This window comes from Pseudomonas helleri (assembly GCF_001043025.1).
Classification (GTDB): Bacteria; Pseudomonadota; Gammaproteobacteria; order Pseudomonadales; family Pseudomonadaceae; genus Aquipseudomonas; species Aquipseudomonas helleri.
Genome location: NZ_JYLD01000001.1, coordinates 499,343 through 512,620 on the forward strand (window position 1 = coordinate 499,343; position 13,278 = coordinate 512,620).

General features: G+C 59.6%; 12 protein-coding genes and 2 pseudogenes. 11 read left to right on the top strand and 3 right to left on the bottom strand.

From position 1 onward, the window contains the following. Positions 1–216: 216 nt before the first annotated feature. From TU84_RS02145 to TU84_RS02165, 5 genes are read left to right on the top strand one after another with little or no spacing between them, the layout of a single operon-like run. Complete coding sequence (locus tag TU84_RS02145) at positions 217–1,449, top strand: NRAMP family divalent metal transporter (protein WP_048366839.1); 1,233 nt, start codon at positions 217–219, stop codon at positions 1,447–1,449. Positions 1,450–1,468: 19 nt separating this feature from the next. Then, on the top strand, positions 1,469–2,239 hold the full coding sequence (locus tag TU84_RS02150) for a LamB/YcsF family protein (protein ID WP_048366840.1): 771 nt from the start codon (positions 1,469–1,471) through the stop codon (positions 2,237–2,239). After that, positions 2,236–3,042, top strand: coding sequence for a putative hydro-lyase (locus TU84_RS02155; protein WP_048366841.1), 807 nt, complete (start codon positions 2,236–2,238; stop codon positions 3,040–3,042). Before TU84_RS02150 ends, TU84_RS02155 begins: the two co-directional genes overlap by 4 nt. 9 nt (positions 3,043–3,051) lie before the next feature. Next, positions 3,052–4,671, top strand: coding sequence for a 5-oxoprolinase subunit B/C family protein (locus TU84_RS02160; protein ID WP_048366842.1), 1,620 nt, complete (start codon positions 3,052–3,054; stop codon positions 4,669–4,671). Next, positions 4,668–6,407: an acetyl/propionyl/methylcrotonyl-CoA carboxylase subunit alpha gene (locus TU84_RS02165; protein WP_048366843.1), complete on the top strand. Its 1,740-nt coding sequence runs from the start codon at positions 4,668–4,670 to the stop codon at positions 6,405–6,407. Before TU84_RS02160 ends, TU84_RS02165 begins: the two co-directional genes overlap by 4 nt. A gap of 366 nt (positions 6,408–6,773) precedes the next feature. On the opposite strand, the pseudogene TU84_RS25390 reads toward TU84_RS02165, so the two are convergent. Then, positions 6,774–6,922 (bottom strand): annotated as a pseudogene (locus TU84_RS25390) (type II toxin-antitoxin system HicB family antitoxin); the annotation flags it as partial. 241 nt (positions 6,923–7,163) lie between these two features. Here TU84_RS25390 and TU84_RS02170 point away from each other — a divergent pair. The 6 genes and pseudogenes from TU84_RS02170 to TU84_RS25395 all read left to right on the top strand — a co-directional run. After that, entirely contained in the window at positions 7,164–8,147 is a 984-nt protein-coding gene (locus TU84_RS02170) for a helix-turn-helix domain-containing protein (RefSeq protein ID WP_048366844.1), read from the top strand. A gap of 157 nt (positions 8,148–8,304) precedes the next feature. Further along, on the top strand, positions 8,305–9,339 hold the full coding sequence (locus TU84_RS02175; RefSeq protein ID WP_048366845.1) for a DUF1254 domain-containing protein: 1,035 nt from the start codon (positions 8,305–8,307) through the stop codon (positions 9,337–9,339). A 72-nt stretch (positions 9,340–9,411) separates the two neighbouring features. Further along, positions 9,412–10,254, top strand: coding sequence for a MipA/OmpV family protein (locus TU84_RS02180; protein ID WP_048366846.1), 843 nt, complete (start codon positions 9,412–9,414; stop codon positions 10,252–10,254). 52 nt (positions 10,255–10,306) lie between these two features. Beyond that, positions 10,307–11,134: an acid phosphatase gene (locus TU84_RS02185; protein WP_048366847.1), complete on the top strand. Its 828-nt coding sequence runs from the start codon at positions 10,307–10,309 to the stop codon at positions 11,132–11,134. A 13-nt stretch (positions 11,135–11,147) separates the two neighbouring features. Beyond that, on the top strand, positions 11,148–11,924 hold the full coding sequence (locus TU84_RS02190) for a hypothetical protein (protein ID WP_023102376.1): 777 nt from the start codon (positions 11,148–11,150) through the stop codon (positions 11,922–11,924). A gap of 227 nt (positions 11,925–12,151) precedes the next feature. After that, a pseudogene (locus TU84_RS25395) lies at positions 12,152–12,376 on the top strand (TonB-dependent receptor domain-containing protein); the annotation flags it as partial. 62 nt (positions 12,377–12,438) lie between these two features. Here TU84_RS25395 and TU84_RS02195 read toward each other — a convergent pair. Beyond that, positions 12,439–12,759 carry an XRE family transcriptional regulator gene (locus TU84_RS02195; RefSeq protein ID WP_048366848.1) on the bottom strand — a complete coding sequence of 107 codons (321 nt, stop codon included), beginning with the start codon at positions 12,757–12,759 and terminating at the stop codon, positions 12,439–12,441. Then, positions 12,752–13,123 (bottom strand): type II toxin-antitoxin system RelE/ParE family toxin, encoded by a 372-nt coding sequence (locus tag TU84_RS25400; RefSeq protein WP_082148608.1) that lies wholly within the window; start codon positions 13,121–13,123, stop codon positions 12,752–12,754. Before TU84_RS25400 ends, TU84_RS02195 begins: the two co-directional genes overlap by 8 nt. Between the last annotated feature and the right edge of the window lie 155 nt (positions 13,124–13,278).

Sequence of the window (13,278 nt, forward strand, 5' to 3'; positions counted from 1 at the left end):
CAGAGCTTAATGCACGGCACAAGGATGAAGCGTGCACCGTGCTTCATTAAGTAGCACTGCAAGCGTTTAAGGTAACAATTTTGTGCTTTTGCATCAGCCATCAATTGTGGATTGTTCAACAAGAAACCCTTTATCAACCTACATAACAGGGGTGATCTTTGAGTCTTGGCATGTTCATTGCTCAGTCGAGGTATCTCTCACCGTAGGAATGATGCCGTGACAACGACAACAAAAGAGTTCACAAAGGCGCGGCGGGCGTCTTTAGTCGCCGCCATCTTCATGATGGCCACGTCTGCTATCGGGCCAGGCTTCCTGACCCAGACAGCTACGTTCACGGCAACATTGGGTGCTGCGTTTGCCTTCGGCATTCTGGCGTCAATCCTGATTGATTTCGTCGTTCAACTGAACGTCTGGCGCATCGTGTCGCTGACTAAAATGCGCGCGGCCGATCTGGCCAATGCGGCTATTCCGGGCAGTGGCTACTTGCTGACCGTGTTGGTGCTGTGCGGTGGCCTGGTGTTCATGCTGGGTAACATTGCCGGTGCAGGTCTGGGCTTGAATGCGCTGACCGGCCTTGATCCTAAATGGGGCGGTGTTTTGAGTGCGCTGCTCGCCATTGCGATCTTCTCGTCTCATCGCGCAGGCGTAGCGATGGACCGGATAATGATGGGGCTGGGCATCCTGAAAATATGCCTGATCGTGTTCGCATGCTTCGCGACCCATCCTCCGCTGGGCGAAGCCCTGCGCCAGTCGGTATGGCCTGACTTCATCGACTTTGCCTCCATCACCACCATCGTCGGCGGCACGGTAGGCGGTTACATCACCTATGCAGGCGCTCATCGTCTGCTTGATCGCGGCACCGTTGGCGTAGAAAACATTCAGGCCGTATCCCGTGCGGCACTGACCGGTATCTTGGTCACTGGCATCGCTCGTTACGTATTGTTTCTGGCTATTCTGGGTGTGGTGGCAAGCGGAGTGGTTATAGACGTGTCTGGCAAGGGTGCAAACCCTGCTGGTCAGGCATTCCAGGCAGCAGCAGGCGACATCGGCATGATGATGTTCGGTCTGGTGCTATGGGCGGCGGGTATCAGCAGTGTCATCGGCGCGTCTTATACATCGATGTCCTTTATCACGGTGTTTTCCAAGAAGATCACTGAGCGCATTCGTAACCTCGCCACCGTGGTTTTCATCGTCATCTGCATGACGGTGTATATGGTGCTGGGCAAGCCACCGGCCGCGTTGCTGGTGTTTGCGGGCGGTTTCAATGGTTTGATCCTGCCGCTGGGCCTGAGCATCTTCATGTACGTGGGCTGGGCTCGGTCTGACCTGATGGATGGCTACCACTATCCACGTTGGTTGTTGGTGCTGGGCATTCTGACCTGCCTGCTGTCGTGGTACATGGCGTACAAGTCGGCCGGTGCCATCTTTTCGTTCATTGGCGCAGCCTGATTACAGGAGGTAGTTTCAAATGCATTCGATTGATCTTAATAGCGACCTGGGAGAGAGCTTCGGCGCCTGGCGTATGGGCGACGATGCAGCGATGCTCGACATCGTGACCAGCGCCAATGTCGCCTGTGGTTTTCACGCTGGCGACCCGGCGGGCATCCTGCAGACACTCAAAGCCGCTGCCGAAAAGAACGTCACGATTGGCGCTCACGTGTCCTACCCGGACAAGGTTGGCTTTGGCCGCCGCAACATGGACGTGGCCAGCGACGAACTGACCGCCGACGTGATTTATCAGATCGGTGCGCTGCAGGCCCTGGCCAAGGCTGCTGGCACCTCGGTGCGCTACGTCAAGCCCCACGGAGCCTTGTACAACACTATCGCTCACGACCGCAGACAAGCTATGGCGGTGATTGAGGCGATCCGCGCCATTGATCCTGCGCTGGTGCTTGTCGCTCTGGCGGGCTCCCCCCTGATTGAGCTGGCCCGTAGCGAAGGTTTGCAGTGCGTCGCCGAAGCCTTCGCTGATAGGGCGTATACGCCAGAGGGAACGCTGGTTTCGCGGCGCGAGCCCGGGGCCGTTCTTCACGATCCCGTGCTCGTGGCCCAGCGCATGTTGCGTCTGGTTCAGTCAGGCTTCATCGAAGCCATCGACGGTAGCCTCGTCAGGATAGAGGCCGACTCAATTTGTGTGCATGGCGACAGCCCCGCCGCCGTAGAGATGGCCCGCGAGCTGCGCCGCGTACTGGAACACGCCAATACCTCTTTGCAACCCTTTGCCGGAGAACGCCGATGAATGCCTTTGATCGGGCCCGTCAGACCGCCATCGCCGCAGCCCGCGAGGCGCGAGGCACTTACCGCAACGGTCTGGTTACCCCCACGGCAGGTGTTGCACCCGGCATGACCCAAGCCAACCTGATCGCCTTGCCCCGCGACTGGGCCTACGACTTTTTGCTCTACGCGCAGCGCAATCCCAAAGCCTGCCCGGTTTTAGATGTCAGCGACGTCGGCAGCCCGACCACCTTCCTGGCTGAAGGCGCGGACCTGCGAACCGACATCCCGAAGTACCGCATCTGGCGCGACGGCGCATTGGCGCAAGAAGTCAGCGACGCAACCCAAGCCTGGGCTGAACACGACGACATGGTCGCGTTTCTGATCGGTTGCAGCTTTACCTTTGAAACCCCGCTGCAAGAAGCGGGCATCGAAGTGCGACACATCACCGATGGCTGCAATGTGCCGATGTACCGCACCAACCGCGCCTGCCGTCCTGCCGGGCGGTTACAGGGCGAAATGGTGGTTTCCATGCGTCCGATTCCGGCTGATCGCGTGGCCGAGGCCAGCAGTATCTCCGGGCGCTACCCCTCAGTGCACGGCGCACCAGTCCATATCGGCGAGCCTGGGCGACTGGGCATCAACGATCTGAGTCGACCCGATTTCGGCGATGCCGTCAGCATCAAGCCTGGCGAAGTTCCGGTGTTCTGGGCCTGCGGTGTCACCCCTCAGGCCGCAGTCATGGCCTCTGGCGTACCCTTCGCCATCACCCACTCGCCGGGCTATATGTTTATCACCGACGTGCCTGACAGCACTTACCACGTCTAGGAGTTCCCTGTGCGCTTTCTACCGGTCAACCTGGACGTCCTGCTCGTCGAATTGAAAGATCTGGACGAAACCCTGGCCTTGTTCGACGCCCTGACGGCGGAGCCAATTGCGGGTGTGGAGGAGATCGTTCCTGCCGCACGCACGTTGATGATCCAGTTCCGCCCCAGCACCCTCGAGCGTCAGACGCTGGTCAACCGCATCGCTGGCCAAGACCTCAGCCAGCGCCGCGAGGTCGAACACCGCCGGGTAGAAATCCCGGTGCATTACAACGGCGAAGACCTCGACGAAGTCGCAACTCTGCTGAACATCAACCGCGCAGAGGTCATCCAGCGTCACACCGCTCATGACTACAGCGTGGCGTTCTGCGGTTTCGCACCGGGCTTCGCGTACCTGACGGGCGGCGCCGGGTTCCAGGTGCCTCGTCGGCAAACGCCGCGCACTCGCATCCCTGCCGGTGCCGTGGCGTTGGCGGGCGACTTCAGCGGCGTCTATCCCAAAGCCAGCCCGGGTGGATGGCAGATCATCGGCGTCACGCCGTTGCAGATGTGGGACCTGAACCGCGCCGAGCCTGCCCTGCTGCGCCCTGGCTATAAAGTACGCTTCACCGATGCCGGCCCATTGCCTGCCAGTGGCCTGCCGCTGCCTTCGACGCCAGCACGCACCGACGCCACTACAGGGACGTTTCTGGAGATCATTAGCCCAGGCCTGCATAGCGTATTGCAGGACATGGGCCGCCCCGGCCAAACCGGCCAGGGCGTGTCCCGCTCCGGCGCACTGGACCTTGGTGCTCTGCGCTCGGCCAACCGTGCCGTCGGCAACCCTTCGGACATGGCCTGCGTGGAATCGGTACTGGGAGGCCTGAGCTTCATTTGCCATGGCAGTGCTTTGATCGCCATTACCGGCGCACACACCCCGGTCACCATCACCAACGCCAGCGGCCTGCAATGGCAAGCCAGCAACTATCAGCCTATCGAGCTGGAAGCGGGCGACCGCGTGAGCCTGGGCTCACCCAAGGCCGGGTTGCGCAGTTATCTGGCAATCCGTGGGGGTTTCGATGTCACGCCGGTGCTCGGCAGCCTGTCCACCGATACCCTGGCGCAGCTCGGGCCTGAAGCTCTGGCAGTGGGCGACCGACTGGGCTTTACCGCACCGGTCACCGGCACCAGCGTATCCCTGACCGAAGCCCCTGCCTTTGAACTGCCGACCACCGACAACATTGTCACCCTCGATGTGGTGATGGGGCCGCGAACCGACTGGTTTACCCAAGACGCCATCCAGCGTCTGAGCAGCCAGTTGTGGCGCGTCACCTCGCAATCAAACCGGGTCGGTATCCGTCTGTCTGGTGATACACCCCTGGAGCGCTTCAATCATCAGGAGTTGCCCAGCGAAGGCACTTCTGTAGGCGCAATCCAGGTTCCCGCCAGCGGCCAACCGGTGCTGTTCCTGGCCGACCACCCACTGACGGGGGGTTATCCGGTGATTGCCTCGGTTGCCACCCACCATCTGGATTTGGCAGGACAGATACCGGTCAATGCACAGATTCGCTTCAACCCGCTGGATCCGTTTGAAGAAATGCATCTCAGCCCCGAAGCCTCTTTTTCAACTGCCGATGCGAAGAACCCTTCATGAAAAAATTATTGATCGCCAACCGTGGTGAAATCGCCGTCCGCATCGCTCGCGCTTGCCGCGACTACGGTGTGCAGTCGGTGGCCGTCTATGCCGACGCAGACATTGACGCGCTGCACGTGCGCCAGGCCGACGAAGCTTATTCTCTGGATGGCCAACGCCCTGCCGAGACCTACCTGGACATCGAAAAGCTACTGGCTGTCGCCAAACGCAGCGCAGCTGACGCCGTGCATCCAGGCTATGGCTTTCTGTCTGAGCGGGCCGACTTCGCCCGCGCGGTGATCAACGCCGGGCTGATCTGGGTTGGCCCCAACCCCGAGACCATTGATGTGTTGGGCGATAAGGTTGAGGCGCGCAAGCTCGCTCAGCAGGTCGGTGCTCCCCTGGTGGCCGGTACGCCTGGGCCGGTCGAAAACGCCGCCCAAGTGGTGGCCTTTGCCGAGCAGCACGGCCTGCCGATTGCCATCAAGGCGGCCTTCGGGGGCGGCGGACGCGGCATGAAAGTAGCCTGGCGCCTGGACGAAGTCGCCGAGTTGTTTGCCTCGGCGGTGCGCGAAGCCGAAGCAGCGTTTGGCCGTGGCGAATGTTTCGTTGAGCAATTCCTCGACCGCCCTCGGCACATTGAAGCGCAAATAATGGCCGACAAACACGGCAAGGTGGTGGTGGTCGGCACACGTGATTGCTCGCTGCAACGACGCAACCAAAAGCTGGTGGAAGAAGCGCCCGCGCCGTTTATCAGCGACGCACAGCGCCAGCGTATCCATCAATCGGCCCAGGATATTTGCGCCAAGGCCGGCTACGTCGGCGCCGGCACCGTGGAGTTCCTGCTCAGCCAGGACGGCACCCTTTCGTTCCTCGAGGTCAACACACGCTTGCAGGTCGAGCACCCGGTGACCGAAGAAACTACCGGCGTCGACCTAGTGATTGAGCAACTGCGTATTGCCGACGGCTTGCCGTTGTCGTTCAGTGAAACGCCGACCCCGCGCGGCCACAGTTTTGAATTTCGCATCAACGCCGAAGACGCAGGCAAAGGCTTTTTGCCCACCCCCGGGCAGATCACAGAATTCCTGCCGCCCTCTGGCCCCGGCGTACGACTGGACAGCGGCGTGGTCAGCGGTTCCAGCGTGCCGAGCACCTTCGACTCGATGATGGCCAAGCTGATTGTCACCGGTGCCACTCGTGAGCAAGCGATAGCCCGCGCCCGTCGCGCCCTGGCGGAATTCAACATCGAAGGCATCGCCTCAGTGCTGCCGTTCCACCGGGCCGTGATGGACCATGCCGACTTCACCAGCGCTGAGCGATTTGACGTGCACACTCGCTGGATCGAGACCGACTTCGCCGAACAAATCACCATCGCCCCCCGCAACGCCCAGTCGGGGACCCCAGAAGTACTGCGCACCTTCGTCGAAATTGATGGTAAGCGCCACGAACTGGGTCTGCCCGCAGCCTTGTTGCGCGGCATGAGCCTGAACGCAGTTGGCCCTGCCAGCGAAAGCGCAAGCCCAAGCGAGACAGTTGATCCGCAGGCGATACTGACGCCGGTAGCAGGCAACCTGCATACCTGGGTCGTCGAGGACGGTGAGACGGTGAGTGCCGGCCAAGTTATCGCCGTATTAGAAGCGATGAAAATGGAAACTTCGGTTCTGGCCCCCTGTGCTGGCGACGTTCAAGTTATCCAACTACCGGGGGCTTACTTTGAAGCCGGCTCGCTGATTGGCCGTATCAAAACAGCTCATTGATTTAAACGCGTCTTGTAGCGAGCTTGAACTAGTCAAGTAATCTGCCCCCTTAATGGATCCGGCCCCTAAAGAAAACCCGCCATACAGACGTAATGCTGTTCACTTATGAGATGCGTACGAGTAACTGTAGGAGCGAGCTTGTCTCGCGAGCTTTTAAAAGATCAAAAGATCGCGAGACAAGCTCGCTCCTACAGGGTTCGCTTTCGCTTATGTGAACAGCATTGCGCCATACAGATGGGTCAATTTCTTCTCAGGTATCCATTCCAACCTAGGTGTGGGGCGCATAACTCTCTGTCAGCCTAAGCTTCCTGCAAGACCTTCAAGGCTGCTGATGCCAGAAACCCAGAACGACTTTTTTCTTCCGGGTATTTCCAGATGCCCCTCGATGGCTTCTCGGGCCATGGCCATTGCATCATCGAGATCATCCCCCGCAGAGAAGCAGCCCGGTATATCAGGCACTTCTACCCCCAAGCATGCCGCTCATCACCAGGGCTAATTGCGATTGGATATAACATTCTTTCAGCACTCCGAAGGATGTAGGGTTGCGCCCACCGAGCCAAACTAATCAACACTACAACCACCAATCCGGCGAACCGTGCTTTAGTTTTTACTTCTCCGAAAACACCTTGAACGCCACCGCCTTGTCCCTGAAACAAACATCGTGTTAACTGTGCCATCACCCGCGCCTACAGGCGCAAACACCCTATTCCCGCTGCTCCCTGCCGATTTTTTGCCTTTTGATCAGGTATGAACGCGATGACGAATGCTGCGCCCTCGATAAAGCTCAGTACGCTTCGGCAAATTGCTCCTTATCTGGGGATGCGCGGGGTGTCGCCGCTGGAGTTTTTTCGGCGTTATGGGATTTCTCCGCAGGTGTTTCAGAACCCTGAGGCGTGGATTCCACGGGCGGCGTGTTTTCATATTGCCAATGAGATGGCGGCGGTCGCTCAGGACCCGTTTGCCGGGGCGTCGGTGGGGCATTTGATTGAGGTGCGTTCGCTCGGCGTGTGGGGCGAATGGGTGTTGGGCTCGACCAATCTGGCTCAGGCGTGTGCACTGGCGGCGGTGCACACGGATTTGCTGCATCAAGGCAGTGACGTGAAGATCATCACCGAAGGCCGGATGACGAAGCTGGTTCATCACTTTAACGGGCACCACGGGGCCGACCCCAAGCAGGTGATTTTGGGCACGCTGGCGCTGTTGAGAAAGATCCCGCTGATGTCCGGCGAGCCCGGCGCCATTCGTGTGCATCTGAAAAACCCGCGAGAGCGCGGCGACGAGGCGCTTGAGGAGTATCTGGGGCCGAATCTGGTGATGAATGCGGAGCACAACATGATCGAGTTTGATCGTGATTTGCTCGAGACACCTCTGCAGCCTGTTCGGGACAGTGCCTGGAAAACCACCCTGGCCTTGAAGTCGACCTCCGACGCCGCGGACGCGCTCGTGCAGCAGATCGCGGATCAGGAGTTGTCCAAACTTGTGACTGTTTCACGAAAGATCGGGCTGTCTGCCCGCACGCTCCAACGGCGCCTGGAACATTGCGGTATCGACTTCGATGCATTGCGTGACGAGACACGCCGCAGTGAAGCCATGCAGTTGATTGCCAGCGCCAGATACAGCGCCACCGAAATTGCCTACATGGTCGGCTACAGCGACCCCGCGCACTTTACTCGCGCCTTCAAACGCTGGACGGGCAGCCCGCCGTCGCACTATCGCAGCCTCTTGAAACAAGACCGTTAATACCCCCGCCTAACCCCTCTCCATTGCGCGCGGCCCCTTTACGGGGCGGCCTTCGCGTGCGCGCTCACATTGCTTTTGGCACCAAATGGCAAGTTTGCGCTAGGGCGTTCTTATACAGTCAAAAAACTAACGCCAATCAATAAACCCAGAGGTTTAAATGCCCCCTTTACATGCGATCTACATCCTTGCCATGGCGCTGGCAGTAGTTGGAAGTGCGAACGCTCAATCCTCCCCTGAGGCGGCGATACCGGTGGGTGTGGATAACTTTGTCCGTGCCGAGTCCGACCTTTACTTGGGCAAGATGGTGGCAACGGGCAGTTTGGGCCGCTTTGTTCATAGCCGCGAAGCCGTGCCCATCGACGCCCAGAATGTGGTGCGAATGAACCGGGACACGCTCTATTCGTCAGCGGTGTTCGATCTTGATGCAGGCCCCGTCACCATTACCTTGCCTGAGGCCGATGGGCGTTTCATGTCGATGGCGGTGATCAATGAAGATCACTACGTGCCCCTCGTCACTTACGGCGCCGGTCGCCAGACACTGACCAAAGAATCCGTCGGCACCCGCTATGTCTTTGTGGCGGTGCGCACCTTCTTCGATCCCGCAGATCGCAAAGACCTCGAGAAGGTCCATGCACTGCAGGATGCAATGACGGTCAGCCAGGCCAAGGTTGGCGAATTTGTGGTGCCTAAGTGGGACCCGGCCAGCCAGGCCAAAGTGCGTGCAGCGTTGGAGGTGTTGGGCTCGACGATCCCTGACTACAACCAGTCCTTTGGCCCCAAGGGTGCGGTCAACCCGATCCATCACTTGATCGGCACTGCCACGGGATGGGGCGGCAACCCGGCCAAGGACGCTATCTACCTGGGCGGCGTGATGCCGCAGAACGATGGGCACGCCGTTTACCGCCTGAAAGTAGGCGAAGTCCCGGTCAAAGGTTTTTGGTCGGTCAGTGTTTATAACGCCGACGGTTACTTCCAGAAGAACCCCCAAGACGCCTATTCGTTGAACAACCTCACCGCCAAGAAAAGTGAGGATGGCTCGATTGTCATTCAGTTCGGCGGTTGCAACGCGACGATCGCCAATTGCCTGCCTACCACGCCCGGCTGGAACTACACGGTCAGGCTTTATCAGCCGAGCGAACAACTACTCAATGGCCAATGGAGCTTCCCCAAGCCAGAGCTTGTCGCCCGCTAATCCATACCACCCGACTTCTTTAACCCGGCACACACGCTCACACGTTTGGTTTTACAACCAAGGAAACAAGCAATGACAACCATCGGCGGTTCAAACTTTCTAAAGCATCCCGTGGCCCTCATGACAGGTGCGACGCTCGCATTGGCGTTGGCGCTGCCGGCACACGCAGACAACGCAAATGAGCCATCCGTGACGGTGGGTGGCGGCCTTGGTGTCGGCCCGTTGTACGAAGGTTCTTCGCACTACGCAGCCTTCCCGTCGCTGAAATTGAAGGCCGTGTTGCCGACCCAAGAGTGGGGCACGTTCAGCGCGGCGTTCCCGGAGGGCCTGCGTTGGGACTTGCCGGGCTTGTCGCCTTTCGGCTTTGCGCTGCTGATCGGTTATGACCAGGGCCGCAAAGAACGAATCCACACCCTGGACGGCCGCGATGACTATCTGCGGGGCATGGGCAACCTGGACAGCACCGCGCTGGTGGGGGCTGAGGCGTACTGGACGCTGCCGGCCGGTCGCCTGTTTGTGCGCGGCCTGCGCTCGAGCGACAACCGCAATTACGGCGGCGAACGCCTGGGCAAAACCGCCTACCTTGAAGCCGGTTTTGCCACGGCTTACGCGCTGTCGTCGACATTGACCCTGGACTCGACGCTGTACGGCACCTGGAGCAATGAGAACGACATGATGGCGCGCTTTGGCGTCACGGCTCAGCAAGCGGCCCGCACCCAGTTCGAGGAATACCACCCAGGCGGCGGGATGCGTGACGTGACTTTGAAGCTGGGCCTCACCTGGCAATGGCAGCCACAGATCGCCCTTGAAGGCGGGGTCAAAACCTACGCGCTGGTCTCCGATGCCCGCAACAGCCCGCTCACGGGTGAAAAGGTCGGCGCTGGCGCTTATCTGAACGCGCTGTACTCGTTTTGATTAACCACTCACACCGCTGCCATCCGCCACAGAACAAACAAGGGAACACGCGATGAAACAACGACATAAGCAGTTGGGGCTGACCGTGTCCCTGACTGGCCTGCTGTGGTCGGGGCTGGTGCTGGCCGAAGAGGCGGCCACCAAGATCACGGACCCTCATTTCAAGCTGGCTCCGGGCTACCTCAACCCGGCCGACCTGCCGCTGCGCCTGGCATTGCTCGGCGCGCCGCCCAAGCCCGACTCCGCGGCGCTGGCGCGAGATGAAGAAGCTCGGCGGGCGGCGCTGGCACTGCGTGGCACGGCCCGGGAGGCACTCGCCGCAACAGATGCAGAGTTGTCGTTCCCAGGCCCCGCGAACACGTTCTCGTGCGCGATGGGGACACAGATCAGCGAGAAGACCACGCCGCACCTGTACACCTTGATGCAGCGCACGCTGACGGATGCCGGTGGCTCCACGTATGCCGGGAAAAACGCCTACAACCGCACCCGTCCGTTTGTGGTGCATGACGAAGGCACCTGCCGCAAAGACATGGAACCGCTGCTGCGCACCGACGGTTCCTGGCCTTCCGGGCACTCGGCGGCGGGCTGGGCCTGGGGCTTGATCCTCGCAGAAGTGAACCCGGCACGCGCCACTGAACTGATGACCCGTGGCCTGGCGTACGGCCAAAGCCGCGTCATCTGCAACGCCCACTGGCAAAGCGATGTAGACGCCGGGCGCATCATGGGCGCTGCCACCGTGGCCAGTCTGCACAGCAATCCGGCGTTCCTGAAGGACCTGGCAGCAGCGAAGGAAGAAATTCAGGCGGCACAAAAAGCAGGCAACACGCCGACAGAAAACTGCGCCGCCGAGGGCGTCGCGCTCTCGTTGACGCAGCACTGAGCGGGGATGCGCCATGAGGCTCAGTAACACTTCGTTGCGGCGTAAACACGTGCATCTGGCCCTGTTGTTCGGGGCCTTGGCGAGCGCTGCAAGCGGCCTGCCGACGGTTGCCAACGCGGCAGACAGCGATGAATGGCAGTTCAACGGCGGGCCTTATCTGTGGGGCGCCGGTATTCGTGGGCACGTCGGCCACAAAAGCACCGGGACGGCCTCTGTGAAGTCCGACTTTTCGGACATCGCACGCACCGTCGACATGTCGTTGATGTTCATGGGTGAAGCGCGGCGCGGGCCTTACAGCGTGCTTGCCGACCTGATGTACATCGACACCGACACCCGCAGCCGCCTGCCAACCGGGTCCAAGCTTGAGGTTGAAGGCAAAACGGCGTCAGGCTTTTTGGGCGGCGGCTATACGGTGCTCGGCGATGACGATTATCGGGTCGACGTCGCGGGCGGCGTGCGCGTCTGGTACAGCAGCACCACCCTCACCCTGCATGGTGGGCAGGCTTCAGGGCATTCCGGCTCTGACAACGCCACGTGGGCAGACGCCATGGTCGGGCTGCGGGGGCGCTATGCCGTGAGTGAGCGGTTCTGGTTGTCCTCCTGGGGCATGGTGGGTGCCGGGCAATCCCGTGAAGACTGGGACCTGGCAGCGCTGGCCGGCTGGGAGTTCACCCCCGGATTTTCGGCGGTGGCCGGCTACCGGGCCATGGGCGTGAACTATCGCAACGACGGGTTTGTGTACGACATCGTGCAAAAAGGCCCGTTGCTGGGCATTAGCGGACGGTTTTAGGAATTTACAGCCCGTAGCAGTTGCCGAGCCTGCGAGGCTACGTCCGATTGCGCAGCGATCGTAAACCCTCACAGCACGGTTTAACTCAAAGACCGCGACAGTCTGATTGACGACTGTTTCACAGTCGGACGTAGCCTCGCAAGGCTCGTCAACTGCTACGAAGCCTCGGGGCTATCTCAGTGCCATTGCCCGCTCGCTGCTGATCTCAACCGATACCCTGCTCGACGAACTGGGGCTACGACAACCGTGCGGGACGCTATGAAAAATTCACCCAAGACCCGTACTGGCTGGTGGACTTGATGGCGCGCTACCAGTTCACCGACAACCTGTCGGCCACCGTCAACGTCAACAACCTGTTCGACAAGGCGTACTTCACCAACATCGGTTTTTATGACTCCGCCTACTACGGCGACCCACGCAACGTGATGGTGACCACTCGCTGGGATTTCTAAGGCGGTAGGGGCACCACCTAAAAAGTGGGGAGAGCCGGGTATCGACCGGCTCTTGTGCTGTTTTAGCTCACCGCTTCCGGATCCGAAAAATTCTCAATTTTCACCTGCCCATCCGGGAAGGTCGCAATAATTTCCAGCTCCCCTCCCATGGCACGGATGTAATTACGCAACGTGCTGATGTACATGTCTGTGCGCCGCTCCATTTTCGATACAGCGGCCTGATTGATATTCAAGGCCTTAGCCAATGTCTCCTGGCTCAGCTCCTGAGCTTTGCGCAGCTCATGCAAAGGCATCTCTTTAAGGTGCTGTTGATACAACGCCTGAGCACCGGCTTGAGCCTCTGGTGTCATGCGCGCTTCAAGTTCAGCAAATGATTTAGCCATGCTCTCGCCCCTCTTTGAGCAGTGTTTCAAGGTGTTCATCGTAGAGCCTCTCAGCTTGAGGAATGTGCTCCTCGTACCATCGCCCTCGACCGGTTTTATCGCCACCGAGCAACAACAAGGCGAATCGACGCGGATCAAACACATACAAAACCCGATACGGCCTGCCCGCGTGCTGGATACGCAGCTCCCTGAGATTGCCATGCCGCGAGCCTTTGATATCGCTGCTGTGGGGATAACGCAGGCCCGGACCTAGCTGGCCCAGCAACTTGACGCTAGCGGCTACAGAGACTTGCTCCTTTTCCTCAAGCCCCTCCCACCAGCACCCAAACTCATCGGTATATTCGACTTCCCAGTTAGAGACCAAAATATGCCACCCAAGGAATATAAACTCAAGGGAATAATCCTAAGAGCTTCAACCTCTTCCTGCTACACGCAAAACTCGCTCAATTGTTAGTTTTTGTTCGGCGCACGCAACTCAAAAAAAAACGCCCCGAACCAACCGGTTCGGGGCGTTTTTTA

Excerpts from the sequence above, each read along its gene's own strand:
- TU84_RS02185 (WP_048366847.1), top strand. The coding sequence starts at position 10,307 with ATGAAACAACGACATAAGCAGTTGGGGCTGACCGTGTCCCTGACTGGC.
- TU84_RS02150 (WP_048366840.1), top strand. The coding sequence starts at position 1,469 with ATGCATTCGATTGATCTTAATAGCGACCTGGGAGAGAGCTTCGGCGCC.
- TU84_RS02170 (WP_048366844.1), top strand. The coding sequence starts at position 7,164 with ATGACGAATGCTGCGCCCTCGATAAAGCTCAGTACGCTTCGGCAAATT.
- TU84_RS02195 (WP_048366848.1), bottom strand. The coding sequence starts at position 12,759 with ATGGCTAAATCATTTGCTGAACTTGAAGCGCGCATGACACCAGAGGCT.
- TU84_RS02165 (WP_048366843.1), top strand. The coding sequence starts at position 4,668 with ATGAAAAAATTATTGATCGCCAACCGTGGTGAAATCGCCGTCCGCATC.
- TU84_RS02190 (WP_023102376.1), top strand. The coding sequence starts at position 11,148 with ATGAGGCTCAGTAACACTTCGTTGCGGCGTAAACACGTGCATCTGGCC.
- TU84_RS02175 (WP_048366845.1), top strand. The coding sequence starts at position 8,305 with ATGCCCCCTTTACATGCGATCTACATCCTTGCCATGGCGCTGGCAGTA.
- TU84_RS02155 (WP_048366841.1), top strand. The coding sequence starts at position 2,236 with ATGAATGCCTTTGATCGGGCCCGTCAGACCGCCATCGCCGCAGCCCGC.
- TU84_RS02180 (WP_048366846.1), top strand. The coding sequence starts at position 9,412 with ATGACAACCATCGGCGGTTCAAACTTTCTAAAGCATCCCGTGGCCCTC.